Source organism: Streptomyces sp. CA-249302 (assembly GCF_050936785.1).
In the GTDB taxonomy this organism is placed as follows: domain Bacteria; phylum Actinomycetota; class Actinomycetes; order Streptomycetales; family Streptomycetaceae; genus Streptomyces.
Genome location: NZ_JBNJMG010000001.1, coordinates 1536874 through 1561352 on the forward strand (window position 1 = coordinate 1536874; position 24479 = coordinate 1561352).

Sequence of the window (24479 nt, forward strand, 5' to 3'; positions counted from 1 at the left end):
TACCCATCAGTCACAAGACGTTCGTGATCACGCAACACCGTTCCTTCACAGTGGCCGTATGAGTCGAGACATGTCTGATGTGACGCGAGCGAAGAACGGCCGCCCCGTGCACCACTGGCGGCGGGACGTCGTCGAACTCGCCGCCCTGTTCACCGCCGTGGCCGCGGCGGACGGTGTGGCGGACCTGGTCGGGCACGGACCCGACGGCCCGGCGCTGCTGGTGATCTCGGCGGTCGTGCTGGCCGCCACGGCGGGGTTCCACATCTGGTGGTCACGCCGCCACGGTCATGCGCCGCCGGTGAGCGATACCGGTGCCCGGTCGCTGCCTGACGGGCAGCAGGCCGGGCCGTCCGAGCCGTCGCCGGAGACGCCGGAGACCGTGCCCGGGGAGAGCACGCTGTGGCGAATGCGGACGACGGTGAAGGACGAACCGGGGTCGCTGGCCATGCTGTGCACGGCGCTCGCCGGGCGGCAGGTCGACATCCTGAGCCTGCAGACGCATCCGCTGGCCGAGGGCACGGTGGACGAGTTCCTGCTGCGGGCGCCCGGCGGGCTCATGGCGTCCGAGCTCACCCGGGCGGTCTCGCTGGCCGGGGGCCACGACACCTGGATCGAGCGGGCCGACGCCCACGACCTGGTGGACGCGCCGACCCGGGTGCTGGGCCTGGCTGCCCGCACGGCGCTGGACGCGGCGGAACTGCCGTTGGCGCTGAGGCAGTTGCTGGGCCGGTGCACCATCCGCCAGGTGCCGGCGGTGCCGATCGGCGGCGGGCGGGCACGGGAAGGGGTGCCGGTGGAGGGAGTTCTCGAGGACACCGTGATGCGGCTGCGGGCGCCTGAAGGTGGAGTGATCAGCGTGGAGCGGCCGTATCTGCCGTTCACCCCGACCGAGTTCGCGCGGGCGCGGGCGCTGGTGGAGCTCGACGCGCGGCTCGGGCCGCGGGTGCCGCACGGGCGGGACGTGCTGACGCTGCCGGAGGGCAACGAGATCACGGTGCGGCGGGCTGATCCCCGGGATCTGGAGGCCGCGCGGGAGATGCATGAGCGGTGCTCCCAGCGGACTTTGGACATGCGGTACCACGGTCCTGTCGGGGACGCCGACCGCTATCTCAACCACCTGCTCAACCCGCGTTTCGGCCGCACGCTCGCCGTGCAGACCGCCTCGGGACGCCTCGTCGGACTCGGCCATCTCCTGTGGGACGGGGACGAGACCGAGGTCGCCCTGCTCGTCGAGGACAAGTGGCAGGGACGTGGCATCGGGAGCGAACTGCTGCGGCGGCTGGTGGCGATGGCGGCCGAGACGGGGTGCGCGAGTGTGTACGCCGTGACTCAGGCGTCCAACACGGGGATGGTGGCCGCGATGCGGGGGTTGGGGTTGCCGCTCGACTATCAGGTCGAGGAGGGGACTCTGGTCATCACGGCCGGGTTGGATGTGGATGTGGACGTGCGGGCTATGAAGGCAGAAGCGCCGTAGGGACTGGGGAATCGTCGGCGGGTGCGGGTGAGTTGTGGCTGGTCGCGCCGTGCGGCGCAGCCGCAGATCGACACAGCCCCGCGCCCCTGACGGGGCGCTGTCCCAAGGCCTGATTCAAATCGGACCAGAGATCCTCGACGTCCTCCAGGCCCACCGACAAGCGCAGCAAACGGTCGCTCACGCCGGCTCCCCGGCGGTCTTCCGCCTCCACAATGCGGTGGCTGATCGACGCGGGGTGCTGGATGAGGGTGTCCACGCTGCCCAGGCTCACCGCCGGGGTGATGAGTTCGACGTTGGCGATCACCTCGTGGGGGTCGTCGGCCACCTCGAAGGCGATCATCGCGCCGCCTATGCGTGGGTAGTGGACCCGGGTGACGCGGGGGTCCGCAGCCAAGCGTCCGGCCAGTTCGGCGGCGGTTGCCGAAGCAGCTCGGACTCGGACCGGGAGGGTGGCCAGGCCGCGCAGAAGCAAGTAGCCGGCGAGGGGGTGGAGGACTCCGCCCGTCGCGAAGCGGACCTGTCGCAGGCGTCCGGCGAACTCCTCGTCGCAGGCCACCACGCCCGCCATCACGTCGCCGTGGCCGCCGAGGTACTTGGTGGCGCTGTGCAGGACGAGGCGGGCGCCCTGTTCGGCGGGGCGTTGCAGCACCGGAGTGGCGAAGGTGTTGTCGGCCAGCAGGGGGACCGAACCGCAGGCGTGGGCGACGGCCCGCAGGTCGAGTTCGGCGAGGGTCGGGTTGGCCGGGGACTCGACGATGACCAGGCCGGTGTCCGGGCGCAGGGCGTCCGTGATGCCGGCCGGGTCGGTCCAGGTGACCTCGGAGCCGAGCAGGCCAGCGGTCAGCAGGTGGTCGCTGCAGCCGTACAGGGGGCGGACGGCGACCACGTGGCGCAGGCCCGTCGAGGCCCGTACCAGGAGTACCGCGGTCAGCGCGGCCATGCCGCTGGCGAAGGCGACCGCCGCCTCGGTGCCCTCCAGGCGGGCCAGGGCGGTCTCGAAGCGGGCGACCGTCGGGTTGCCCAGGCGGCCGTAGACGGGCGGGCCCTCCGGCTCGGCGCCGGTCGCGGCGAAGGCGTCGATGCGGGCGGCTTCGCCGCGGCTGTCGTACGAGGGGTAGGTGGTCGACAGGTCGATGGGCGGCGCGTGCAGTCCCTGCCGGGCGAGGTCGTCGCGGCCAGCGTGCACGGCCTCCGTGTCCAGAGCTCTCGTGGAGTGCATGGAGGGAAGGGTGAACATTCATCGGGCCGGTTGGGGGAAGTGCCGTGTTACGTTCGGAGCATGGGCGAATCCGTCGTACTGGATCCGGTGGACCTGCATCTGCTGCGGCTGTTGCAGAACGACGCCCGGACCACCTATCGCGACCTCGCCGCGCAGATCGGGGTCGCACCGTCGACCTGTCTGGACCGGGTGACGCGGCTGCGGCGGGCGGGCGTGATTCTCGGGCATCAGCTTCGGCTGGATCCGGCCAAGCTCGGCCGGGGTCTGGAGGCGCTGCTGTCCGTGCAGGTCAGGCCGCATCGGCGGGAGCTGGTGGGGCCGTTCGTGGAGCGGATCCGGGCGCTGCCGGAGTCCCGTACCGTCTTCCATCTCACCGGACCGGACGACTACCTGGTCCACGTGGCGGTGGCGGACATGGCCGATCTTCAGCGCCTCGTGCTGGACGGGTTCACGGCACATCGTGAAGTGGCCCGCGTGGAGACCCGGTTGATCTTCCAGCAGTGGGACTGCGGGCCCCTCCTGCCACCTACGCCCTCGGCTCAATCGGGGTGACGTGCGGCGGATCCTCGTATGAGGATGGACCGCATGTCAGAGACCAAGAGCCCGTTGCCCCGTGAGGTCGCCGACGCATACGTCGACGAGCTCATCGCCCTCGACCCGGTGACCGGTACGTACCTCGGTGTGAAGGAGAGTTCACGCAGGCTGCCCGATCTGTCCCCGGCGGGCCAGGAGGCGCTGGCGGAGCTGGCGCGGGCGACCCTCGCGAAGCTCGACGAGGCCGAGCGGCAGCCCGGGGCCGACAGTGACATCGAGCGCCGGTGCGGCCGGCTGCTGCGCGAGCGGCTGAACGCGGAACTCGCCGTGCACGAGGCGGACGAGGGCCTGCGCCGGGTCGGGAACATCGCCACGCCCGCGCATTCGGTGCGTGACGTGTTCACCGTGACGCCGAACCAGACGGACGAGGACTGGGCGGCGATCGTCGAGCGGCTGCGTGCCGTGCCGGCCGCGTACGCGGGCTACCGCGAGTCCCTCGCGCTCGGTCTTGAGCGCAAGCTGTACGCGCCGCCGCGGCCGACCGCCACCTTCGTCGAGCAGCTGACCGAGTGGTCGGACACGGACGGCGAGGGCCGCGGCTGGTTCGAGGACTTCGTGTCGGCGGGCCCGGAGGCGCTGCGCGCCGAGCTGGACGAGGCGGCCCGGGCGGCGACCGCGTCGGTCGTGGAGCTGCGGGACTGGATGCGGGACGTGTACGCGCCGGCCGTGGAGGCCGCCCCGAACACGGTGGGCCGTGAGCGGTACGCCCGCTGGGCGCGCTACTTCAACGGCACCGACCTCGATCTCGACGAGGCGTACGGGTACGGCTGGTCCGAGTACCACCGGCTGCTCGGCGAGATGAGGCAGGAGGCCGAGAAGATCCTGCCCGGCGCCGAGACGCCGTGGGTGGCGCTCGCGCACCTGGACGAGCACGGCACGCGCATCGACGGCGTCGACGAGGTCCGGGACTGGCTCCAGGGCCTGATGGACGAGGCGATCGAGAAGCTGGACGGCACGCACTTCGAACTCGCCGAGCGGGTACGGCGGGTGGAGTCGCGGATCGCCCCGCCCGGTGGTGCGGCGGCGCCGTACTACACGGCCCCGTCGGAGGACTTCTCGCGTCCCGGCCGCACCTGGCTGCCGACGATGGGGCAGACCAGTTTCCCTGTCTACGACCTCGTCTCGACCTGGTACCACGAGGGCGTCCCCGGCCATCACCTGCAGCTCGCGCAGTGGGCGCACATCGCCGACTCCCTGTCCCGCTACCAGGCCTCCATCGGCATGGTCAGCGCCAACGCCGAGGGCTGGGCGCTGTACGCGGAGCGGCTGATGGACGAACTGGGCTTCCTCACGGACGCGGAGCAGCGACTCGGCTACCTCGACGCGCAGATGATGCGGGCCGCCCGGGTCATCGTCGACATCGGCATGCACCTGGAGCTGGAGATCCCGGCCGACTCCCCCTTCCATCCGGGCGAGCGCTGGACGCCGGAGCTGGCCCAGGAGTTCTTCGGCGCGCACAGCAGCCGGCCGGCGGACTTCGTGGAGAGCGAGCTGACCCGGTATCTGACCATCCCCGGGCAGGCGATCGGCTACAAGCTGGGCGAGCGGGCCTGGCTGCTGGGCCGGGAGAGGGCCCGTGCGGCGCACGGCGACGCGTTCGACCTCAAGGCCTGGCACATGGCCGCGCTCTCGCAGGGTTCGCTGGGGCTGGACGACCTGGTGGACGAGCTGTCCCAGCTGTGATCAACGCCGGAACCCGCCTTCGGAGTTGACGACCTGGCCGGTGATCCAGTCCGCCTCGTCCGTGGCGAGCCACGCGATGAGGCGGGCCGGGTCGTCGGGCATGCCCCAGCGGCCGGCCGGGAAGCGGGCGGCGATCGCCTCGTACGTCTCGCCGGTCGCGTAGTCCGTGTCCACGGGACCGGGGTTGACCGTGTTCAGGGTGATCGCGTGCTCGGCGAGCGTGGTGGCCAGGGAGCGGGTGACGGAGGCGAGGGCGCCCTTCTGGAGGGCGTAGGCGATCTCGTTCGGCATGCCGTCGGAGTTGTCCTGGCCCGAGGTCATCATCACGACGCGTCCGCCGAGGGTGCGCGGCGGCAGTTGAGCGCGATGACGGGCGTACGCCTGCACGAGCAGCAGCACCGAGCGCGTGTCGACGGCCCAGTGCGCGTCCAGCATCGCGGCGTCGATCGTGTCGAGCGGGCCGTCGCTGCCGCTGAGGGCGTGGTTGGCGACGAGGATGTCGAGCCGCCCGCCGAGCGCGGAGGCGGCGGTGGCGATCAGTTCGGCGGGCGCGGCCGGCTCGGTGAGATCGCCGGGCCCGGCGAGGACCCGCGCCTCGGGATCGCCAACTGCCGCACGCACGGAGGCCGTTACCTCCTCGGGCCGGTCGGCTCCCCAGGGCATGGCGGAGTCGTGCGGCACATGGTGGTGCAGATAGACGCTCGCCCCGTACGCGGCGAGCCGCCGGGCGACGGCGTGTCCGATGCCGCTGCGTCTGCTGGCTCCGGTGACCAGGGCGGTACGCCCGCGCAGCGGCAGGGGGTCACGGCGCAGCTCTTCGGGGGTGGGGTGCGGAAGTCGGGGCATGGACGACCATGATGGTCACGGCACCGACGGGACGCACGTGATTATCGGGGCGGGTGCGGCGGTCAGGGAAGGCGCCGCAGTTGTACGAGGCCCAGCCAAGTCTCCGGTCCCGGCTGGACGTTCGCCGCGCGGACCGCGTAGCGCCCCGGCTCCAGGGCGACCTTCAGGCTGTCGGTCCGTTCTGTGTCGGTGCCGGGCCAGGCGCAGTCGAAGAGGAGGACGTCGCCAGGCACCTGCCAGCGCACCTCCTCGCCCCACTCGGCCGTGGCGAGGGCCTGCGGGACTTCGGCGAGGAGTTCGTCCTCGGAGTTCGCGGCGCACCAGCGTACGAAGGTGCCGTGTTCCGGCAGGAACGCGGTCGAGGCGGGTTCGTCGCCGAGGACCAGCGCGGCCGAGTCGCCGACCGGGAGCAGGCCGACGAAGCCGTCGACCTCGCAGGCCCGGTCGTAGTCGGAGGCGTTCTCCTCGCCGTCGGCCCCCGCCCAGAACGGCAGCACGGCCTCGGGCACCGCTATGAGCGGCCCGCCTCCCGACTCGACCCAATCCAGAGCGCCGGGTTCCGCATATCGCACCATGGCGCAGAACCGTACACGCACACCCGGCTCACAGATTCGCCGTCCCCCATCCCTCCCCACGGGCCCACCGCTCTCCCCGTCAGCAGCCGCAGTCCTCCGCGTCCACCGGTGCCGTCAGCGGGTCGGCTTCCCGGCGGGCAGGACCCTCCCAGGTCTCGTACTCGAAGCCCTCGCGCGCCCAGTACTCGAAGCCGCCGAGCATCTCCTTGACCTGGAAGCCGAGTTCGGCGAGGGCGAGGGCGGCGCGGGTCGCGCCGTTGCAACCGGGGCCCCAGCAGTACGTCACCACCGGCACGGACCTGTCGAGGAGTTGCTCGGCCTGCTCGGGGATGAGCGCGGTCGGCAGGTGGATCGCGCCGGGGACGTGGCCCTGGTCCCAGGACTCGGTGGAGCGGGAGTCCAGGACGACGAAACCGGGGTCGCCGCCGGCCGCGAGCGCGGCGGCCACGTCGGACACGTCGGCGTGGAAGACCAGGCTGGCGCGGAAGTAGGCGGCCGCCTCGGCCGGGGCCGCCGGGGCGACGCGCAGGACGGGGTTCACGGCGGTGACGGTGCTGCTCATGATTCGGGCCTTTCGCCGGCGTTCGCTGTCTACGTCAGAGAATCTACGGCCGTTGATCATCTTCTTGAAGGGTCATTCCACGGCCCTCTCCTTGCTCCGCCGGGGATTCCCCTGCTAACCATGGCCCATGACCGAGTTTTCCCCGGACGCCACCGACTGGCGCATACTCGACGTCCTCCAGCGCGAGGGACGGGCCAGCTTCGCCGAACTGGCCCGCGCCGTGGCGATGTCGCCGAGCGCGGTCACCGAGCGGGTGCGGCGGCTGGAGGAGGCGGGTGTCATCCAGGGGTACGCCGCCGTCGTGGACCCCGAGCGGCTGGGGCTGCCGATCCTCGCCTTCGTGCGGCTGCGCTATCCGAACGGCAACTACAAGCCCTTCCACGACCTGGTCGCCGTGACGCCGGAGATCCTGGAGGCGCACCATGTGACGGGCGACGACTGCTTCGTCATCAAGGTCGCCGCCCGCTCGATGCGGCACCTCGAAGAGGTCTCCGGCAAGATCGGCACGCTCGGCTCGGTGACCACGAGCGTCGTGTACTCGTCACCGCTGCCCCGGCGGCCCCTCGGTCACTGACCCCGCTGCCGGACCGCCGACCCCGAGCGCCCCTTCACGACCTCCAGCTGGGCGTGGATGCGCCGTCTCAGGTCGGCGACATGGCTCACGATGCCGACGCTGCGGTCGCGTTCGCGCAGGGAGTCGAGCACGTCCAGGACCTCGTCGAGGGTCTGGTCGTCGAGGCTGCCGAAGCCCTCGTCGATGAAGAGCGTGTCGAGGCGGACTCCGCCCGCCTCGTCCGTCACGACGTCGGCGAGGCCGAGGGCGAGCGCGAGGGAGGCGAAGAAGGTCTCGCCGCCGGACAGCGTCGCCGTGTCCCGCTCGCGGCCGGTCCACGCGTCGACGACGTGCAGCCCGAGCCCGCTGCGGCCGCGGCCGGCCCGGTCGTCGGAGTGGACGAGGGTGTAGCGGCCGGACGACATGCGCCGGAGGCGGACGGTCGCGGCGCCGGCCACCTGTTCCAGGCGGGCCGCCAGGACGTAGGACTCCAGGCGCATCTTGCGCTCGTTCTCGGCCGAGGTGCCCGCGGCGAGGGAAGCCAGCCGGGCCACGCGGTCGTACTCGTCGCGGAGCGGGGCGAGCCGTCGTACGCCTGCCGCCGACCGGGCGGAGAGGCGGTCGAGTTCGGTGCACCGGCGGGCCGCCGCGTCGCGCGCGGAGGCGGCCTCGCGCAGCCGCTGGGCCGCGCGGGTGGCGGCGCCTTCCGCGGCGGCGAGGTCGGCGGGCGGCTGCTGGGCGGCGGCCGCGGTGTCGGGCTCGCCGAGCACGGCGCGTACGGCGGCCTCCTCCGACTGCCAGGCGTCCAGGCGCCGTTGGAGGTCGCGGTGGGCGATGTCGTCGAGGAGCGCGGCGGCCGCGGCCTGCGGGGTGTCGAAGCCGACCCGGAACGCGGCGTCCGCGAGCCGGGAGTCGGCGTCCTTGAGCCGCTGCGCGGTGTCCTCGGCGGCGCGGGCGGCGTCGGCGGCGTCGGTGAGCAGCGCGACCCGGCGCTCCAGCTGGGCGGCACGGGCGGCGACGCTCTCGGCGCTCCCCCGCGCCTCCGCCACCTCCCCTTCCAGGGCCGCTCGTTCACGGTCCAGTCCGTCCCGGCGGGCGACCCGGGAGGCGGCGCGTACGGCGACCTCCTGCTGGGCGGCGACCCTTCGCTCACGCTCCTGCTCCGCCTGCCGCAGCCGTTCGCTCGCGGGGTGCAGGACGGCGGCGCCGCTCCGGGCCTCCGTGTATCGCCGCTCCAACTCCTCGGCCTCAGTGGCGAGTTGCTCGGTGGAGGTGTCACCGGCCTCGCCTTCGGCGGCGGCCAGGGCCCGTTGTACGACGCCGAGGCGGCGCTCGGCCTCGGCGCGGGCTTCGTCGGCCTGCTGCGATGCGGTGAGCGCGCGCTCCTCGGTCTCCCGGTCCACGTGTCCGGCGTCCTTGCGGGCGGGCGCCGGATGTTCGACGGCGCCGCAGACCGCGCACGGCTCGCCGTCGGTGAGCTGGGCGGCCAGTTCGGCGGCGATGCCGTTCAGGCGTTGTTCCTTGACGTCCAGCCATTCGGCGCGGGCCTTGAGCGCGGCTTCTGTGGCGGCGGTCACCTGCCGCTGGGCGGCGTCGGTGTCGCGGGCGAACTGGTCGCGCTGGCGGGCGGCGGCGAGGCGCCGGTGCGCGGGGTCGCGCTGTACGGCGAGTTGTTCGGCTCGGGCGGCGTCGGCCTGTGCCGCGTCCACGGTTCCCTGAAGGCCGGTGCGGGTCTCGTCCCATCCTTCGAGCCAGGCCTCGGCCTCCTGGCGGACGTCCTCGTCGGCTCGTTCCTGACGGTCCAGGTCGGATCGCTCGTCGGCCAGTTCGGTCAGCCGCTGCTCGGCCCTCCGGGCGGACTCCAGACCGCCGAGTTCCTCTGCCGTTCGGCGGGCGACGACGGCCAAGTGCTCAGCGGGAAGGGCAGCGATGGGTTGTGTGTCGTCAACAGCGCCGTCGTGGCTGGTCGCACCCCGCGACGGAGCCGCTGATCGATGGAGCCCCGCGCCCCTTTGGGGCGCTTCGGCGTAGGCCTCTCTCAAGAGTGCACGTGCGCGTGACTCGCCGTGCACCGCCCCTCGATGCTCTGCGTCCGCGGACTCCCGCAGCTCCAGCGCCGGCGCCACCGCCTCCGCCTTGCGGGCCCGCTCCATGCGCGCCTGTGCCTCGTGGTACCCGTCGGCCCGCTCGGCCAGCAGCGCGGCACGCCGCTGCGCCTCGCCGAACCGCCCCTGAAGTCGGGCCAGTTCGCGTACATCGCCCAAGTCGCGCTCGGCGGCCGCCTGCGCGGACTCGGCCGACTTCAACCACAGGTGGGTGATCGTCAGTTGCTCACGCACGGAACTGCGCGCCACCGCGGCCGCCCCCAGGATCGCCTCCGCCAACCCCGGCTCCCCCGGCGCCAGTTCGGGCAGCTCCATCGCGCCGCCCGCCTCCTGCTCCATGCGCACCGCGTGGGCCAGCAGCTCCGCGTCGCCCTCGCGCACCTGCGTCTCGGCCGCCCGGCGCCGCTCGGCGAGCCGCTTCTCGACCTCGGCGAAGCGGTGGGTGTCGAAGAGGCGGCCCAGCAGCTTGCCGCGGGCCTCGGCGTCGGCGCGCAGGAAGCGGGCGAAGTCGCCCTGGGGCAGCAGCACGACCTGGCAGAACTGCTCCCGGCTCATGCCGAGCAGTTGCGTGATCTCCTCGCCGATCTCCTGGTGGGAGCGGCTGAGGTCCTTCCAAGCGGCGGTCGTGGCGTCGTACTCGCGAAGCCGGCTCTGCGCCTTGTCGACAGTGGTTCCGGAGCCCTTCTTCTTGGGCCGTTCCCACGGCGGCTGCCGGGTGATCTCCAACCGCCGCCCCCCGACGGTCAGTTCGAGGGTCACCTCGGTGCGAGTGCCGGTCGCCGCGTGGTCGCTGCGGAGGGTGAGGCCCTGGCCGGTCTGGCGGGCGCCCGGGACGGTGCCGTAAAGGGCGTAGCAGACGGCGTCGAGGACCGACGTCTTGCCCGCTCCCGTCGGTCCGTGGAGGAGGAACAGTCCGGCGGCCGAGAGTTCGTCGAAGTCGACGGACTGGGCGCCGCCGAAGGGCCCGAACGCCGTGATGTCCAGCCGGTGCAGTCTCACCGTGCCACCTCCCGAACCGCCTCGTCCGCGCGGACCGCGTCGAACGCGTCCCGCAGTACGCCCTGTTCGCGCTCGTCGGGTCCGGCGCCGCGGACGTGGGCGACGAAGTCCTCGGCGATCTGCTGGTCGCTGCGGCCCGCAAGGCGGTGGGCGTAGGACACGTCGGGGTCGTCCGGGGCCCGCTCGGGGTCGAAGACGAGGCTGAGGGTGTGCGGGAAGCGCTCGGTGAGCCGGGCCATCGGGTCGGCCGGGCGGACGGCGTCGGTCAGGGTGGCCTCGATCCAGGCGTCCTCGTGCCGGGTGAGGTCCGGGTCGGCGAGGAGGTCGTCGAGGGTGCCGCGGACGCGGGCCAGCGCGCGGGGCACCGGGCAGTCGACGCGGTCGGCGGTTACGGTGCCTTCGGCGTCGAGGTCGACGAGCCACATGGTCTTGCGGTGGCCGGTCTCCGAGAAGGAGTACGGCAGTGGGGAGCCGGAGTAGCGGACGCGCTCGGTGATGGTCTGGCAGCCGTGCAGGTGGCCGAGGGCCGCGTAGTCGACGCCGTCGAAGACACCGGAGGGGACTGCGGCCACCCCGCCGACCGTGATGTCCCGTTCGCTGTCGCTGGCCTCGCCGCCGGTGACGAAGGCGTGCGCGAGGACGACGGAGCGGGTGCCGGGGGCGCGGGTGGCGAGGTCGGCGCGGACGCGCTCCATGGCGGCGGCGAGCACCGCCTCGTGGCCCGCCTTCTCGACCCCGAACTCGTCCTTGACCAGGGCGGGTTCGAGGTACGGCAGCCCGTAGAAGGCCACGTCCCCGTGCGCGTCGGTCAGCACGACGGGCGTTCCGCACGCGGCCGGCTCGGTGCGCAGATGGATGCCCGCGCGTCCGATCAGTCCGGCGCCGACGCCCAGTCTGCGGGCCGAGTCGTGGTTCCCGGAGATCATCACCGTCGGCACGCCGAGGTCGGCGAGCCGGTGCAGGGCGTCGTCGTACAGCTCGACCGCGGCGAGGGGCGGGACCGCACGGTCGTACACGTCCCCCGACACCACCACCGCGTCCACCGCGCGCTCGCGCACGGTCGTGACGAGGTGGGCGACGAACTCGGCCTGGGCGCCGAGCATGTTCACCCGGTGGAACGCCCGGCCCAGATGCCAGTCGGAGGTGTGCAGCAGTCTCATGATCCCCGAAGACTAACGGGAGGGTCCGACAGCACGGGCGGTTACTCCCGTATCGGCCTGTCATGACCCATCCCGTATGCACCCAAAACGCCCCACCCATCGGACGGTTCGGCTGCTCGTCACGCGTCCCCGTAAGCCTCCCCGCCCAGCTCGAATCCCGCCGAACCGGCCGTCGCGTCGGCGAGCCAGGCGCGGAAGGCGTCCACGTCGGCGTCCGGGAGGGCGATCTCGATCGTGACCGCCTCGCCGTAGCGGACGTCTCGGACCTCGCGGCCCGTCGAGCGGAGGTCGTTCTGGACCTTGCCGGCGCGTTGGTGGTCGACGGTGACCGTGGCGAGGCGGAAGCGGCGGCGGGTGATCGTGCCGAGCGTGTCCAGAGCCTCGCCGACCGCGCCGCCGTATGCCCTCATGAGGCCGCCCGCGCCGAGCTTGACGCCGCCGTAGTAGCGGGTGACGACGGCGACGACGTACCGCATCTCGCGGCGCAGCAGCATCTGGAGCATGGGGACGCCGGCGGTGCCGCCGGGTTCGCCGTCGTCGCTCGCCCGCTGGGTGGAGGCGTCGGCGCCGATGACGTACGCCCAGCAGTTGTGGGTCGCGTCGGCGTGCTCCTTGCGGACGGCGGCGACGAAGTCCTGGGCCTCCTGCTCGGTGGCCGCCGGGGCGAGGGCGCACAGGAAGCGCGAGCGGTTGACCTCGGTCTCGTGCACGCCGGGGTGGGCGACGGTGCGGTACTCGTCCTGCATCCGGCCAGCCTATGTGCAGTGCCTGGGGTCGCCCCCGACCCAGGCGCAGGTCAGGATGTCAGGGATACTCGCTCCTCGGCGTCCGCGGGCCGCCGGTGGCCCGTGCCGAGCTGAGGGAGACCGTCGTATGACCGGGACCGAGGTGGAGGGCGCGCCGATCGTCGCGCCCGACGGTTCCAAGGCCCGTTTCCGGGCGTGGCTGTTGGAGGGGCTGAGCGAGCAGTCGGCCCGGCATCCGGGGCCGCACGCGACTCCGCGGGCCGAGCACGAGGGGCACTCCTGGTGGCGGGTCATGTGTCTCACCGGCGTCGACTACTTCTCCACCCTCGGCTATCAGCCGGGCATCGCGGCCCTCGCGGCCGGTCTGCTCTCCCCCGTCGCGACGCTCGTCCTCATCGCGCTGACGCTGCTCGGCGCGCTGCCGGTCTATCGCCGGGTCGCGCACGAGAGTCCGCACGGCGAGGGGTCGATCGCCATGCTGGAGCGGCTGTTGTCGTGGTGGTCGGGGAAGATCTTCGTGCTGGTGCTGCTCGGTTTCGCGGCCACCGACTTCATGATCACGATCACCCTGTCGGCCGCGGACGCCGCCGCGCACGTCGTGGAGAACCCCTTCGCCCCGCACTGGCTGGAGGGCGAGAACCTCTGGATCACACTGCTGCTCGTCGGTGGGCTCGGCGCGGTGTTCCTGAAGGGGTTCAAGGAGGCCATCGGAATCGCGGTGGTGCTGGTGGCGACGTATCTGACGCTGAACATCGTCGTGCTGGCCGTATCGGCCTGGGAGGTCCTCGGCCATCCGGTGCGGATCGGCGACTGGACCGACGCGCTGACCGCCGAGCACTCCTCGCCGTTCGCGATGGTCGGCGTGGCGCTGCTGGTGTTCCCGAAACTGGCGCTCGGCATGTCCGGCTTCGAGACCGGCGTCGCGGTGATGCCGCAGGTCAAGGGCGATCCGACGGACACCTGGGCGAAGCCGACCGGCCGCGTCCGGGAGACCCGCAGACTGCTCACCACGGCCGCCGTGATCATGAGCTGCTTCCTGCTGCTGTCCAGCCTGGCGACGACGATCCTGATCCCCCAGGACGAGTTCAAGAGCGGCGGCCAGGCGAACGGGCGCGCCCTCGCCTATCTCGCGCACGAGTATCTGGGCCAGGCCTTCGGCACGGTGTACGACGTCTCGACCATCGCCATCCTGTGGTTCGCGGGCGCCTCCGCGCTGGCCGGTCTGCTGAACCTGGTACCGCGCTATCTGCCCCGCTACGGCATGGCGCCCGAGTGGACGCGAGCCGTCCGCCCGCTGGTGCTGGTCTTCATGGTCGCCGCCGTCCTCATCACGGTGTGGTTCGACGCGAACGTGGACGCGCAGAGCGGGGCGTACGCGACCGGTGTGCTGGTGCTGATGCTGTCGGCGGCGTTCGCCTCGACGGTGGCGGTGCACAAGCGGGGCCATCGGCGCGCGGACCTCGGCTTCGGCGCGATCACGGCCGTGTTCGCGTACACGCTGGTCACGAACGTCGTCGAGCGGCCCGACGGCATCAAGATCGCCGCGATCTTCATCGTGCTGATCCTGGTGACCTCCTTCGGTTCGCGCGTCCATCGCGCCTTCGAACTGCGGGCCGCCGAGGTCGGGTTCGACGAGGCGGCGGCTCGGCTGGTGGACGACGCGGCGGCAAGGGGTCCGTTGCGGCTGATCGCCAACGAACCGCAGGAGCACAGCACCCGGGAGTACCGGGCCAAGGTGCACGACCAGCGGGCGCACACGCACATCCCGGAGGGCGTGCCGCTGCTGTTCCTGGAGGTGTTCGTGCGGGACTCCTCCGACTTCACGCAGGACATCACCGTGCGCGGCGACGAGAAGCACGGGGCGCGCCGACTGCGGGTGGAGGGGCCGACGGTGCCGAACGCGATCGCGGCCGTGCTGCTGGCGCTGCGCGACCGCACCGGCGAGGTGCCGCACGCGTACTTCAGCTGGACCGAGGGCAACCCCGTCGGCCACCTGATCCGCTTCCTGATCTTCGGCGACGGTGAGGTCGCGCCGGTCACCCGCGAGGTGCTGCGGCGCGCCGAACCGGATCCGGAGCGCCGGCCCCGCGTACAGGTGGGCTGACTAGTCCTTCTTCTTGCCCCTGGGCACCAGCACGCTCGTGAGCAGCGCCGTGCCCGGGGCAAGGGTCTCCCAACCGGTGCCGTGCCAGGCCAGTACGGCGATCGCCGAGGTCGGGAACTTCAGCCGCACCTGGTCCAGCGCGTCGTCGAGGCCGTCCCCGGCCAGCTCCAGGACGAGTTCCTCCAGGCCGGGGTTGTGCCCGACCAGGAGCAGCGTCTCGACCTCGGGCGACACCTCGTGCACGACGTCAAGGAGTTCGTCGGCCTCGGCGCCGTAGAGCCGCCGGTCCCGCCGTACCGGCGGCGGTGTGCCCCACTGGCCGGCGGCCAGTTCCCAGGTCTGCCGGGCGCGTACGGCGGTGGAGCACAGGGCGAGGTCCGGCAGGCAGTCGGCCTCGGCGAGCGCGCGGCCCGCGGCGGGCGCGTCCCTCCGGCCGCGCGGCGCGAGCGGCCGTTCGTGGTCCGCCACGCCCGTCGGCCAGGCCGACTTGGCGTGCCGCAGCACGACCAGGCGGCGCAGCGGACCGGCTCCGGCACGCGCGATCACGACGGCGACCCGAGGTCGCGGGTGAGGTCGAGGCCGAGCAGCCGGTCGGCGTAGGCGTACGTCTCGAAGCGGGCGCCGTCCGGGAGTTCGGCGGCGCTCTCCACCCAGGTCAGGACCCGGAGTACGGCGGGGGTGTCCAGATCGTCCTCCCAGGCGGTACGGAGACGCGTCCGCGCCTCCTCGGGAATCGGCCGCGAGGGCTGCTGCGCCCAGGTCGCGACCGCTCGGCGCCAGCGTACGAGGGTGGCCCGGGCCTCGGCGAGAGCGGCGGCGTCGAGCGGGGCCACGGCACCGCGATGCCGGGAGAGGAGCGCGAGGCGCAGAACGCTCGGGTCGGCGTCCTCCGGGGTGCCGGTGGTGGGGGCGACGGTGACGCGGACCCCGTCCGGTTCCGTCCCGCCCTCCGCCACGACGTGGATGATCTGTGCCTCGCCCAGCCCGGATCCGACGTCCCGGCTGTCCTCCAGCGGCCGGATCCCGAGCGCGGCGGCCCCGGCCCGCAAGGCCGCCGACTGCGGCCCGCCGCTCGCCACGCCCCACACGGGCGTGCCGCCGAGCTCCAGCGCACGTACCAGAAGATCGGCGACCAGCAGCACCCGCAGGGCACCGGTGTCGCCCCCCACCACATGGGCCTCGACCCGGGTCAGTCCCCGCCGGGCCGGAGCGGCCTCGACCGCCTCGCCCGTCCGGGCGTCGATGATGCGCAGCACGGGCCGAGCGTAGTTCAACCCGGGGAATTCCACGGGTGCCGTCCCCTGTTGCCCGTCGAGACGGTTCTTGTACGAGGCTCAGGGAGGCACACGGTGTACGGCGACGAGGCAACGGTCCGCGAGATCCTCACCGAACTCGGCGACACCTGGGCCGTGGTGGGCCTGTCGTCGAACCGGCGGCGCGCCGCGTACGGCGTGGCCGACGTGCTCCAGCGCTACGGGAAGCGCGTCGTGCCCGTCCACCCGAAGGCGGAGACGGTGCACGGCGAGCAGGGGTACGCCACCCTCGCCGACATCCCGTTCGGCGTCGACGTCGTCGACGTGTTCGTCAACAGCGACCTCGCCGGGCCGGTCGTCGACGAGGCGATCGCGAAGGGCGCGAAGGCCGTCTGGTTCCAGCTCGACGTGATCGACGAGGCGGCGTACGACCGTGCCCGCGCGGCAGGTCTTCTCATGGTGATGGACCGCTGCCCGGCTATCGAGATACCGCGCCTCGGATAGTCATACAGGGGCCGCCAACAGCCTCTTTGGGCCTGTCCAGGAACCTCCCGGGCGTTGGTCAAATGTTCACCATGGGTCTTCTGTTCGACCTCTGTTGTTTCCTAATCTGCGACGTCGCACGAGCTGAAAACAACTATTCACCTGGTGAGAGGTCGCTGAAAGTATGGTGAGCGTCGAGAAGACCTCAGTGCAGGACGCCACGGGGCCGAGCGGCCTCAGGCGTGACGTCGGACTGATCGGTCTGATGTGGGCGTCCGTCGGTTCGATCATCGGCTCCGGGTGGTTGTACGGCGCCCATGACGCGGTCATCCAGGCCGGCCCCGCGGCGATCATCTCGTGGGTGATCGGCGCGATCGCGATCGTGCTGCTGGCCCTGGTCCACGCCGAGCTGGGCGGCATGTTCCCGGTGGCGGGCGGTACGGCCCGTTATCCGCACTACGCCTTCGGCGGACTGGCCGGCATGTCCTTCGGCTGGTTCTCCTGGCTCCAGGCCGCGACCGTGGCCCCGATCGAGGTCGAGGCCATGATCGGTTACGCCGGTCACTGGTCCTGGGCACAGGGCCTGGAGCACTCCGACAAGACCCTGACCGCCAGTGGTCTGGTGGTGGCGGTCCTGCTCATGGCCCTCTTCGTCGGCGTGAACTTCTTCGGCGTACGGGCCCTGGCGCACACCAACAGCGCCGCGACCTGGTGGAAGATCGCAGTCCCGCTGGGCGCGATCTTCATCATGGCCGCGCTCCACTTCCACCCGGCCAACTTCCACTCCGAGGGCTTCGCGCCCTTCGGCGCCAAGGGCGTGCTCGCCGCGATCAGCACCAGCGGCATCATCTTCGCGCTCCTAGGCTTCGAGCAGGCCATCCAGCTGGCGGGCGAGAGCCGCAACCCCAGGCGGGACCTGCCGCGTGCCACGCTCGGCTCGGTCGCGATCGGCGCCGTCATCTACGTCCTGCTGCAGATCGTGTTCATCGGCGGACTGCCGCACAGCAGCTTCGTGAAGGGCTGGGCCAACCTCCACTACGCCGGTGACACCGGCCCCTGGGCGGGCCTCGCGACCGTGGTGGGCCTCGGCTGGCTGGCCGTGGTCCTCTATCTCGACGCGATCATCTCCCCCGGCGGCACCGGCCTGATCTACACCACCGCCACCTCCCGGGTCTCCTACGGCCTGGCGAAGAACGGCTACGCGCCGAAGATCTTCGCCAGGACCGACGCACGCGGTGTGCCGTGGTTCGGTCTCGTCATGTCCTTCGTGACCGGTGTGATCTGCTTCCTGCCGTTCCCGAGCTGGCACAAGCTGGTCGGCTTCATCACCTCGGCGAGCGTCCTGATGTACGCGGGTGCGCCGCTGGCGTACGGCGTCTTCGCCGACAAGCTGCCGAACCACGACCGTCCGTACCGGCTGCCCGGTGGCAAGGTGATCGCGCCGCTGTCCTTCGTCGTGGCCAACCTGATCATCTACTGGGCCGGCTGGGACACCCTGTGGCGGCTCGGACTGGCGATCGTCCTCGGCTACCTCCTCCTGGGCGGCTACGCCTGGTGGGCCAACTCGACCAACCAGCCCGACGCGCCCCGGATGGACTTCAAGGCCGCCCAGTGGCTGCCGGTCTACCTGCTGGGCATGGGCGTGATCTCCGCGGAGGGCGGCTTCGGCGGCTCCGGCAACATCGGTCTGTGGTGGGACATCCTGATCATCGCCGTCTTCTCGCTGGTGATCTACTACTGGGCCCGCGCGACCGCCTCCAACACCGAGGAGATCGAGCAGAGCATCGAGGAGGTCGTGGTCACGGACGCGCCCGCGCACTGACCCCTCTCCGTCTTCCCGGCCCGTCAGCCGCGGCTCCCCTGCCGTGGCTGACGGGCCACCGTCATAATGCTCGGGTGACTGACACCTCCCCCCACCCCAACTCGCCCTCCGAACAACGCTTTCCGGTCGTGATCGTGGGCGCCGGGCCCGCCGGTCTCACCATCGGGAACATCCTGCGCGCCGCCTCGGTCGACTGCCTGGTGCTGGAGGTGGAGAGCCGCGAGTTCATCGAACAGCGGCCGCGGGCCGGTGTGCTGGAGGAGTGGGCGGTGCGCGGGCTCGAGCAACGGGGCCTGGCGGACAACCTGTTGGAGCGGGCGCAGCTGCACACCGAGTGCGAGTTCCGGTTCGACGGGGCGCGGCACCGGTTCTCGTATCTGGAGCTGACGGGGCATCACCACTTCGTGTATCCGCAGCCGTTGCTGGTGACGGACCTGGTGCGCGAGTACGCGGACGTGCGCGGTGGGGAGATCCGGTTCGGGGTGCGGGACGTCCATCTGCACGGGCTCGACTCGGACCGGCCCGCGGTGTCGTACGTCGACGCCGAGACCGGTCGACGGGAGCTGGTGCACTGCGAGTTCGTGGCGGGCTGTGACGGCGCGCGCGGGGTGACGCGGACCGTGCTGCCCCAGCACGCCCGGATCGCCCGGCACGACTACGGCATCGGCTGGCTGGCACTGCTCGCCGAGGCGCCGCCGTCCAGCGACTGCGTGGTGTTCGGCATCCACCCGGCCGGCTTCGCCGGGCACATGGCCCGCAGCCCCGAGGTCACCCGCTACTACCTGGAGTGCCCTCCCGGCGACGACCCGGAGAACTGGTCGCACGAGCGCGTCTGGGCCGAGCTTCAGGAGCGCCTCGGTGCCGCCGACCGCCCGCCGCTCACCGAGGGCCGGCTGATCGAGAAGCGTGTCCTCGACATGCACAACTACGTGGTGGAACCCATGGTGTTCGGCCGCCTCTTCCTGGCCGGCGACGCCGCCCACCTCACCGCCCCGATAGCCGCGAAGGGCATGAACCTCGCCCTGCACGACGCCTTCCTGCTCGGCGACGGCCTGGTCGACTGCCTCACCAAGGGTGAACCCGCGGGCCTCAGCGGCTACTCGGACGCCTGTCTCGGCCGCGTCTGGGACTACCAGGAGTTCTCCCAGTGGCTGTCGGACGTCTACCACGGCACGTCCTCGGGCGACGCCTACCGGGCCGGCACCACCCTCGCCCGCCTGCGCCGCCTCTTCGAATCCCCGGCCGCGGCGGCCGCGTTCGCGGAGCAGTACCTCGGCAAGAGCTCCGCCTCCTGACCAAGCCGTCTCAGGCCACGCCCAGCCCGTCGAGCACCACCGCGCCCGGCAGCTGCGCGAACGCCTTGCCCGGCACCAGCAGTTTGCCGCGCCGACGGCCGCTGCCGACCAGGACGTACGGCAGGTCCACGACGGCCGAGTCCACCAACAGCGGCCAGCCGTCCGGGAGTCCGATCGGCGTGATCCCGCCGTACTCCATGCCCGTCTCCCCCGTCGCCGTGTCCATGGACGCGAACGAGGCCTTGCGGGCGCCGAGTTGGCGGCGGACCACGTTGTTGACGTCGACCCGGGTCGTGGAGAGCACGACACACGCGGCCAGGGTCGTCTCGCCGCCCCGCCTGCCTGCCACCACGACACAGTTCGCCGACTGCTCCAGCAGCTCCTGCCCGTAGTGCTCGACGAAGACGGCTGTGTCGGCCCACTCCGGGTCGGTGTCGACGTACACGATCTGCTCGGCCGGGACGCTGCCGTGCCAGTCGCGTACGGCGGCGGCGACCGGGCCGGTCAGTTCGGCGAGGGCGTCGGGGGCGGGGAGGGCGGTGTCGAAGCGTCCGATGGGTGCGCGCATGTTCCGCACGCTAACAGGAGGGTCAGCGCACGGGCGGGACGGAGACCGCGAGCACCAGTTCCATCGGGACCTCGCCCTGATTGCCGTAGCTGTGCGGGGCGTTGGCCTCGAAGGTGACGCTCGCGCCGGCCGGGACGTGGTACTCGGCGCCTTCCACGGTGAGGGTCAGCTCCCCCGCGATGACATGGGCGATCTCCACCGTGCCGACCGGGTGCGGGTCCGAGGCGCTGCTGTCGCCCGGCATCAGCCGCCAGTCCCACATCTCCAGCGGGCCGGGCGCCTCGGTGCCGGCCAGCAGCCGGCTGTAGCTGCCCGCGTCGGTGTGCCACAGCCTTACCACCTGGTCGGCCGGGACGACCCGTACCTTCGGCCCCTGCTCGTAGTCGAGCAGGGTGGTGACGCTGATGCCGAGGGCGTCGCCGATCTTGACGACCGTGCCGATGCTCGGGTTGGTGCGGGCCTGCTCGATCTGGATGAGCATGCCGCGGCTGACGCCGGCGCGGGCGGCAAGCGCGTCCAGGGTGAAGCCGCGCTCGTTGCGCCAGCGCTTGACATTGCGCGCCAGGGACTGGGTCAACAGGTCGAGATCCGACACATTCCGTCCAACATTCTGGATGACAGAGTTCAATTCACTGAACTACGGTGTTGTGCACCCGATCGTTCACCGAACTGTACTGCGAGGCTACCTGTGACGGCATTCTTCGCCCTGGCCACAAGCCTGCTGTGGGGTCTGGCCGACTTCGGCGGCGGACTGCTGACGCGGCGTACCCCGGCGCTGACGGTCGTGGTCGTCTCGCAGGGGATCGCCACGGCCGTGCTCGGGGCGGTCGTGGTCGCCACCGGGGGCTGGAGCGAGGCCGGTCCGCGGCTGTGGTTCGCGGTCGCGGCGGGCCTGGCCGGACCCGTCGCGATGAACTGCTTCTACAAGGCGCTCGCCCTGGGCCCGATGGGCGTGGTCTCCCCGCTCGCCACGCTGAGCGTGGCCGTGCCGGTCGGTGTCGGGCTGTTCCTCGGCGAGCGGCCGGGGCTGATGCAGGCCGCGGGCATCGCGGTCGCCGTCACCGGTGTCGTCCTCGCCGGCGGACCGCACCTGCGCGGAGCGCCCGTGCAGCGGCGGGCGATCCTCCTCACGCTGGTCGCGGCGCTCGGCTTCGGCACGGTCTTCGCCCTGATCGCCGAGGCCTCGACCACCGTCACCGGCCTCTTCCTCGCCCTGTTCGTACAGCGGCTGACGAACGTCACCGCGGGCGGAGCGGCCCTCTACGTCTCCGTACGGCGGGGCAACCCCGCGCTGCCGGCCACCGGCTTCCCCTGGGCCTCCCTCCCGGCCCTGGCCTTCGTCGGCCTCGCGGACGTCGCGGCGAACGGCACGTACTCGGTCGCGGCCCAGCACGGCCCGATCACGGTGGCCGCGGTACTGGCCTCGCTCTACCCGGTGGTGACGGCCCTGGCCGCCCGCGGCTTCCTCAGCGAACGACTCCGGGCGATACAGGCGGCGGGCGCGGGCCTCGCGCTGGTGGGCACGCTGCTGCTGGCGACGGGTTAGGACTCGGCGTCCAGTTCCGCCAGCCGGGCCGCCGTCTCCTCGTCCAACTCCGAGAGCGCGCGCAGCTGTTCGGGCGTTATGCCGTCGGGCAGGGGCACCGGTGCGGGCGTCCGGAGCGGCGGCTGCCAGCCCTCCGCGGGAGTCCAGCGCCGGACGACCCGGGCGGGCGCGCCCGCCACCACGGCGTGGTCCGGCACCACCCCTCGTACCACCGCCCCCGCGGCCACCACCACGTTCCGCCCGATTCGCGCGCCCGGCAGGATCACCGCGCCCGTGCCGATCCAGCAGCCCGACCCGATCTCGACCGGTTCCATCCGCGGCCACTGCTTGCCGATGGGCTCGTGCGGATCGTCGTAGGAGTGGTTCGTGGACGTGACGTAGACGTACGGACCGAAGTAGCAGTCGCTGCCGATGGTGACCGTCGTGTCCGCGATGACGTGGCTGCCGCGGCCCAGGACCACGCCGTCGCCGATGCGGAGGATCGGGTCGGGGCCGAGGTCGAGGTCGGGCATCAGGCCGGCGGTGAGGGTGACCTGTTCGCCGACGATGCAGTGCGAACCGACGTGGATCCAGGGTTCGCCGAAGACCGTGCCGAGCGGGAAGGCGAGGCGGGTGTGCGGGCCCAGCGCGCCGAAGCGGAAGCGGCCGGGGTGCTCCGCGGTGACCGAGCCGGTGCGCTGCACCCAGGCCCAGCCCGCGTGGACCGCGCGCTGCGCGAGGCGGCGCGGCCAGGATGAGAACGTGTTCTTGCGCTTCGGCACCCGCTCACCGTACTCAGCGTGAGGTGCACCCATGGGGTCGTCGGGCTGTGATCTTCGCCCCACGGGAGTAGGGGGTGGCGCGGCCGGGAGCACATGGGACCGTACCGCGGTTCACCCGCGGCGGATGAGGCGGCGGTGCGGGGGGCCGTGCTGCGGTGGCGGGATGACCATGTTCGGCATCGTGAACCCCTTCGACCTGGCGGGACGGGTGGCGCGCTACGCGCTGGGCGGCACCGCCGCGGTCGCCGACCGGGTGATCCGGGCGCTGACAGCGGCCGTGGTGGACCGCCTCGAACTGGACGACCTGGCCGCGCGGATCGACGTGAACACGATCGCCGACCGGGTGGACGTGGACCGGATCGCGGACCGGGTGGACGTGGACCGGATCGCCGATCGGGTGGATGTGGACCGAGTGGCCGCGCGGGTGGATGTGGACCGGGTGGCGGGGCAGCTGGACGTCGACGCCGTCGCGGCACGTGTCGATGTGGACCGGATCGTGGCGCGTGTCGACGTCGACCGGATCGCCGCCCGCCTGGACGTGGACGCCGTGATCGGGCGGGTGGATCTCGTCGTGCTCACCAGGGCAGTCCTGGAGGAGATCGACCTGGGGCGGATCGTGCGGGAGACCAGCGGTGGGATGGCCGACGAGACGGTCGACGCGCTGCGGTCGCGGAGCATGCGGGCCGACCGGATGGTGAACCGCGTCGCCGACCGACTGCTGCACAGACCGGAGTTGCCGACGAACCGGAACGAGGGCGAGAGGCCGACGGCACGGCTCGACGGGGATGAGTCGGCGACGCGGACCGACGGACACGAGGCAGCAGCACGGACCGACGGCCATGCGTCGGAGGCGCGGACCGACAGACACGAGGCAGCAGCGCGGGCCGACGGACAAGGGCTCACGCCGTGATGCGGGACGAGCGGGTCGCGGAACCCGATCGCGAACCGGAGTCTCAAACCGAACCGGAGTCTCAAACCGGTCCGGAGTCTCAAGCCGGTGCGGAGTCTCAAGCCGGTGCGGAGTCTCAAGCCGGTCCGGAGGTCATCCGCGCCTCCTCCCCCGGTCCCACTCCCGACACCCACCGCGACCCCGCTCGCAGCGCCACCCGCAGCGCCACCCCCACCACCACCCGCACCTCCCAACGGGCAAGCGACGTCGCAGGTGTCGTTTCTCGTTGTCTTGCCGGGCTGGTGGACGCCGTCGTGGTGGCCTGCATCGGGCTGGGCGCTCAGCTCGCGTTCGGCGGGTTGCGGCTGCTCGTCACCGGGCCACCGTTCCGGATGCCGGAGCTGTCGGCCTGGCTGACCGGCGCGGTCGGCTGGGCCCTCGCCGTGCTGTATCTGTCCGTGAGCTGGGCCTCCACCGGCGGCACCGTCGGCGACTGGCTGCTGGGCCTGCGGGTCACCGCCCGCGCCGGACGGCTGCTCGGCGTGCCCCGGGCACTGCTGCGGGCCGTGCTGTGCCTCGCGTTCCCGCTGGGCCTGTGCTGGATCCCGTTCAGCCGCCGGCACGCGTCGGTGCAGGACGTCGTCGTGGCCAGTGCCGTGCGCTACCACCGCTTCTGACGGGCCCGGCGGAGATCGGCGGCCAGGCGCCGATGATCACCCGCCATCACCCATGCGAGGTGACGCCACAGGCCGGGGGACCGGAGTAGGAATCATGAACGAGGGGCCGCGACCGGCGGCCGTCCCGAAGACGGAGGCCCAGCCATGGCCACCACGACTACCAAGCACGAGCACTCGCCAGGCACTCTGGCGGCGGCCGGCGGTCTGACGGCCTTCGCCTGCGTGATGCTGATCATGTGCGGCATCCTCGACGTGTTCCGCGGCATCATGGCGATCGCGAACGACGAGGTGTTCGTCAACACCCGTAACTACGTCTTCAAGTTCGACCTGACCACCTGGGGCTGGATCCATCTGGCCCTCGGCGCGGTCGCAGTGGCCGTCGGCATCGGTCTGGCCATGACGGCGACCTGGGCGCGGGTGATGGGCGTGCTGATCGCGGGTCTGCTGATCATCGCCAACTTCCTGTCCATGCCCTACTACCCGTTCTGGTCGCTGACCCTGATCGCGATGAACGCGTTCATCATCTGGGGTCTGTGCGTCGTGGAGAAGGACTCGGACTACTGAG

24 protein-coding genes are annotated in these 24479 nt (G+C 71.9%); 12 read left to right on the plus strand and 12 right to left on the minus strand.

Annotated elements, in window-relative coordinates; translation table 11 throughout:
* Positions 1-106 precede the first annotated feature (106 nt).
* On the plus strand, positions 107-1474 hold the full coding sequence (locus ACQEWB_RS06930) for a GNAT family N-acetyltransferase (protein WP_432843671.1): 1368 nt from the start codon (positions 107-109) through the stop codon (positions 1472-1474).
* On the opposite strand, the gene ACQEWB_RS06935 is transcribed toward ACQEWB_RS06930, so the two are convergent.
* Positions 1452-2693: a trans-sulfuration enzyme family protein gene (locus tag ACQEWB_RS06935; protein WP_432828125.1), complete on the minus strand. Its 1242-nt coding sequence runs from the start codon at positions 2691-2693 to the stop codon at positions 1452-1454. The genes ACQEWB_RS06930 and ACQEWB_RS06935 overlap by 23 nt on opposite strands.
* Positions 2694-2753: 60 nt before the next feature.
* On the opposite strand from ACQEWB_RS06935, the gene ACQEWB_RS06940 reads away from it, so the two are divergent.
* Positions 2754-3245: an Lrp/AsnC family transcriptional regulator gene (locus ACQEWB_RS06940; RefSeq protein WP_432828127.1), complete on the plus strand. Its 492-nt coding sequence runs from the start codon at positions 2754-2756 to the stop codon at positions 3243-3245.
* 33 nt (positions 3246-3278) lie between these two features.
* On the plus strand, positions 3279-4970 hold the full coding sequence (locus ACQEWB_RS06945) for a DUF885 domain-containing protein (protein WP_432828129.1): 1692 nt from the start codon (positions 3279-3281) through the stop codon (positions 4968-4970).
* Here the strand turns inward: ACQEWB_RS06945 and ACQEWB_RS06950 are convergent, their stop codons facing one another.
* From ACQEWB_RS06950 to ACQEWB_RS06960, 3 genes are all read right to left on the minus strand, one after another.
* Positions 4971-5816, minus strand: a complete 846-nt coding sequence (locus ACQEWB_RS06950; protein ID WP_432828131.1) for an SDR family oxidoreductase — start codon at positions 5814-5816, stop codon at positions 4971-4973.
* A gap of 62 nt (positions 5817-5878) precedes the next feature.
* On the minus strand, positions 5879-6391 hold the full coding sequence (locus tag ACQEWB_RS06955) for an immunity 21 family protein (RefSeq protein WP_432828133.1): 513 nt from the start codon (positions 6389-6391) through the stop codon (positions 5879-5881).
* Between the two features lie 79 nt (positions 6392-6470).
* Positions 6471-6953 (minus strand): rhodanese-like domain-containing protein, encoded by a 483-nt coding sequence (locus ACQEWB_RS06960; RefSeq protein ID WP_432828135.1) that lies wholly within the window; start codon positions 6951-6953, stop codon positions 6471-6473.
* A 127-nt stretch (positions 6954-7080) separates the two neighbouring features.
* Between ACQEWB_RS06960 and ACQEWB_RS06965 the strand changes: the two genes are divergently transcribed.
* Complete coding sequence (locus tag ACQEWB_RS06965; protein WP_432828137.1) at positions 7081-7527, plus strand: Lrp/AsnC family transcriptional regulator; 447 nt, start codon at positions 7081-7083, stop codon at positions 7525-7527.
* On the opposite strand, the gene ACQEWB_RS06970 is transcribed toward ACQEWB_RS06965, so the two are convergent.
* The 3 genes from ACQEWB_RS06970 to ACQEWB_RS06980 form a co-directional block, all read right to left on the minus strand.
* Positions 7521-10610, minus strand: a complete 3090-nt coding sequence (locus ACQEWB_RS06970; protein ID WP_432828139.1) for an AAA family ATPase — start codon at positions 10608-10610, stop codon at positions 7521-7523. The two genes, ACQEWB_RS06965 and ACQEWB_RS06970, sit on opposite strands and share 7 nt — an antisense overlap.
* The gene (locus tag ACQEWB_RS06975) at positions 10607-11770 is read right to left on the minus strand and encodes an exonuclease SbcCD subunit D (RefSeq protein ID WP_432828141.1); all 1164 of its coding nucleotides are present in this window, start codon (positions 11768-11770) and stop codon (positions 10607-10609) included. The genes ACQEWB_RS06970 and ACQEWB_RS06975 overlap by 4 nt, the downstream gene beginning before the upstream one ends.
* Positions 11771-11889: 119 nt before the next feature.
* Positions 11890-12516, minus strand: coding sequence for a YigZ family protein (locus tag ACQEWB_RS06980; protein ID WP_432828143.1), 627 nt, complete (start codon positions 12514-12516; stop codon positions 11890-11892).
* A gap of 127 nt (positions 12517-12643) precedes the next feature.
* On the opposite strand from ACQEWB_RS06980, the gene ACQEWB_RS06985 reads away from it, so the two are divergent.
* Positions 12644-14620 carry an amino acid transporter gene (locus tag ACQEWB_RS06985; protein WP_432828145.1) on the plus strand — a complete coding sequence of 659 codons (1977 nt, stop codon included), beginning with the start codon at positions 12644-12646 and terminating at the stop codon, positions 14618-14620.
* Here ACQEWB_RS06985 and ACQEWB_RS06990 read toward each other — a convergent pair whose 3' ends face one another.
* Together ACQEWB_RS06990 and ACQEWB_RS06995 are read right to left on the minus strand one after the other, a co-directional pair.
* On the minus strand, positions 14621-15166 hold the full coding sequence (locus ACQEWB_RS06990; RefSeq protein ID WP_432828147.1) for a SixA phosphatase family protein: 546 nt from the start codon (positions 15164-15166) through the stop codon (positions 14621-14623).
* On the minus strand, positions 15163-15876 hold the full coding sequence (locus ACQEWB_RS06995) for a hypothetical protein (protein ID WP_432828149.1): 714 nt from the start codon (positions 15874-15876) through the stop codon (positions 15163-15165). Before ACQEWB_RS06995 ends, ACQEWB_RS06990 begins: the two co-directional genes overlap by 4 nt.
* A gap of 93 nt (positions 15877-15969) precedes the next feature.
* Between ACQEWB_RS06995 and ACQEWB_RS07000 the strand changes: the two genes are divergently transcribed.
* From ACQEWB_RS07000 to ACQEWB_RS07010, 3 genes are all read left to right on the plus strand, one after another.
* On the plus strand, positions 15970-16377 hold the full coding sequence (locus ACQEWB_RS07000) for a CoA-binding protein (RefSeq protein WP_432828151.1): 408 nt from the start codon (positions 15970-15972) through the stop codon (positions 16375-16377).
* A 163-nt stretch (positions 16378-16540) separates the two neighbouring features.
* Positions 16541-18178 (plus strand): APC family permease, encoded by a 1638-nt coding sequence (locus ACQEWB_RS07005; RefSeq protein ID WP_432828153.1) that lies wholly within the window; start codon positions 16541-16543, stop codon positions 18176-18178.
* Positions 18179-18252: 74 nt separating this feature from the next.
* Complete coding sequence (locus ACQEWB_RS07010; RefSeq protein ID WP_432828155.1) at positions 18253-19473, plus strand: 4-hydroxybenzoate 3-monooxygenase; 1221 nt, start codon at positions 18253-18255, stop codon at positions 19471-19473.
* A gap of 10 nt (positions 19474-19483) precedes the next feature.
* Here ACQEWB_RS07010 and ACQEWB_RS07015 read toward each other — a convergent pair whose 3' ends face one another.
* Together ACQEWB_RS07015 and ACQEWB_RS07020 are read right to left on the minus strand one after the other, a co-directional pair.
* Positions 19484-20041 (minus strand): YbaK/EbsC family protein, encoded by a 558-nt coding sequence (locus tag ACQEWB_RS07015; protein ID WP_432828157.1) that lies wholly within the window; start codon positions 20039-20041, stop codon positions 19484-19486.
* Positions 20042-20063: 22 nt separating this feature from the next.
* Positions 20064-20636, minus strand: coding sequence for a helix-turn-helix domain-containing protein (locus ACQEWB_RS07020; RefSeq protein WP_432828159.1), 573 nt, complete (start codon positions 20634-20636; stop codon positions 20064-20066).
* Positions 20637-20729: 93 nt separating this feature from the next.
* Here ACQEWB_RS07020 and ACQEWB_RS07025 point away from each other — a divergent pair, with 93 nt between their 5' ends.
* Positions 20730-21587: an EamA family transporter gene (locus ACQEWB_RS07025; RefSeq protein ID WP_432828161.1), complete on the plus strand. Its 858-nt coding sequence runs from the start codon at positions 20730-20732 to the stop codon at positions 21585-21587.
* Here the strand turns inward: ACQEWB_RS07025 and ACQEWB_RS07030 are convergent.
* Complete coding sequence (locus tag ACQEWB_RS07030) at positions 21584-22348, minus strand: acyltransferase (protein ID WP_432828163.1); 765 nt, start codon at positions 22346-22348, stop codon at positions 21584-21586. The genes ACQEWB_RS07025 and ACQEWB_RS07030 overlap by 4 nt on opposite strands.
* Positions 22349-22511: 163 nt before the next feature.
* Here ACQEWB_RS07030 and ACQEWB_RS07035 point away from each other — a divergent pair, with 163 nt between their 5' ends.
* From ACQEWB_RS07035 to ACQEWB_RS07045, 3 genes are all read left to right on the plus strand, one after another.
* A complete protein-coding gene (locus tag ACQEWB_RS07035; protein ID WP_432828165.1) occupies positions 22512-23258 on the plus strand; it encodes a hypothetical protein in 747 nt (248 codons plus the stop codon).
* The gene (locus ACQEWB_RS07040; protein ID WP_432843673.1) at positions 23258-23914 is read left to right on the plus strand and encodes an RDD family protein; all 657 of its coding nucleotides are present in this window, start codon (positions 23258-23260) and stop codon (positions 23912-23914) included. Before ACQEWB_RS07035 ends, ACQEWB_RS07040 begins: the two co-directional genes overlap by 1 nt.
* Before the next feature lie 144 nt (positions 23915-24058).
* Positions 24059-24478: a DUF7144 family membrane protein gene (locus ACQEWB_RS07045; protein WP_432828167.1), complete on the plus strand. Its 420-nt coding sequence runs from the start codon at positions 24059-24061 to the stop codon at positions 24476-24478.
* The last annotated feature ends 1 nt before the right edge of the window (position 24479 follow it).

What these genes read in the sequence shown, in the direction of transcription:
- ACQEWB_RS07005 (WP_432828153.1), top strand. Translation starts at nt 16,541, where the DNA reads ATGGTGAGCGTCGAGAAGACCTCAGTGCAGGACGCCACGGGGCCGAGC.
- ACQEWB_RS06975 (WP_432828141.1), bottom strand. Translation starts at nt 11,770, where the DNA reads ATGAGACTGCTGCACACCTCCGACTGGCATCTGGGCCGGGCGTTCCAC.
- ACQEWB_RS06950 (WP_432828131.1), bottom strand. Translation starts at nt 5,816, where the DNA reads ATGCCCCGACTTCCGCACCCCACCCCCGAAGAGCTGCGCCGTGACCCC.
- ACQEWB_RS07035 (WP_432828165.1), top strand. Translation starts at nt 22,512, where the DNA reads ATGACCATGTTCGGCATCGTGAACCCCTTCGACCTGGCGGGACGGGTG.
- ACQEWB_RS07015 (WP_432828157.1), bottom strand. Translation starts at nt 20,041, where the DNA reads ATGCGCGCACCCATCGGACGCTTCGACACCGCCCTCCCCGCCCCCGAC.
- ACQEWB_RS07040 (WP_432843673.1), top strand. Translation starts at nt 23,258, where the DNA reads ATGCGGGACGAGCGGGTCGCGGAACCCGATCGCGAACCGGAGTCTCAA.
- ACQEWB_RS06940 (WP_432828127.1), top strand. Translation starts at nt 2,754, where the DNA reads ATGGGCGAATCCGTCGTACTGGATCCGGTGGACCTGCATCTGCTGCGG.
- ACQEWB_RS06955 (WP_432828133.1), bottom strand. Translation starts at nt 6,391, where the DNA reads ATGGTGCGATATGCGGAACCCGGCGCTCTGGATTGGGTCGAGTCGGGA.
- ACQEWB_RS06985 (WP_432828145.1), top strand. Translation starts at nt 12,644, where the DNA reads ATGACCGGGACCGAGGTGGAGGGCGCGCCGATCGTCGCGCCCGACGGT.
- ACQEWB_RS06980 (WP_432828143.1), bottom strand. Translation starts at nt 12,516, where the DNA reads ATGCAGGACGAGTACCGCACCGTCGCCCACCCCGGCGTGCACGAGACC.
- ACQEWB_RS07045 (WP_432828167.1), top strand. Translation starts at nt 24,059, where the DNA reads ATGGCCACCACGACTACCAAGCACGAGCACTCGCCAGGCACTCTGGCG.
- ACQEWB_RS06935 (WP_432828125.1), bottom strand. Translation starts at nt 2,693, where the DNA reads ATGCACTCCACGAGAGCTCTGGACACGGAGGCCGTGCACGCTGGCCGC.
- ACQEWB_RS06945 (WP_432828129.1), top strand. Translation starts at nt 3,279, where the DNA reads ATGTCAGAGACCAAGAGCCCGTTGCCCCGTGAGGTCGCCGACGCATAC.
- ACQEWB_RS06965 (WP_432828137.1), top strand. Translation starts at nt 7,081, where the DNA reads ATGACCGAGTTTTCCCCGGACGCCACCGACTGGCGCATACTCGACGTC.
- ACQEWB_RS06960 (WP_432828135.1), bottom strand. Translation starts at nt 6,953, where the DNA reads ATGAGCAGCACCGTCACCGCCGTGAACCCCGTCCTGCGCGTCGCCCCG.